This is a genomic window from Bacillus sp. SIMBA_074 (assembly GCF_046534555.1).
Taxonomy (GTDB): Bacteria; Bacillota; Bacilli; order Bacillales; family Bacillaceae_G; genus Bacillus_A; species Bacillus_A mycoides.
On record NZ_JAWRYM010000554.1, the window covers coordinates 1 to 270 of the forward strand.

The window sequence follows — 270 nt, forward strand, 5'->3', positions numbered from 1 at the left end:
CTGAATCCCGATGTTTCTCGTTTTGGAACGGCCTGCATTTGTTGTGTTGCGAATATAGCGAACTGGGTAGGGCGGTCGATAGTGCTCAAGTGCATGCGAACCATCTGTCGAAGCATCATCAATGAGGATGACTTCCATTTTGGCGAAATCAAAGGTTTGGTTTTCCAATGAATACAACGTCAGCAAATTCAGCGGGTAACGGTTATACGAGGGAAGGATGACGGTTACTTCCGTGCTCACACTAGTTCTCCTCCTCTACACGTTGCAGTG

General features: G+C 47.4%; 1 protein-coding gene. It reads right to left on the reverse strand.

What is annotated here, in order from left to right; all coding sequences use genetic code 11:
- On the reverse strand, positions 1-240 hold a 240-nt coding region (locus SB773_RS31950; RefSeq protein WP_410594351.1), incomplete at its 3' end, for a glycosyltransferase family 2 protein.
- Positions 241-270 lie beyond the last annotated feature (30 nt).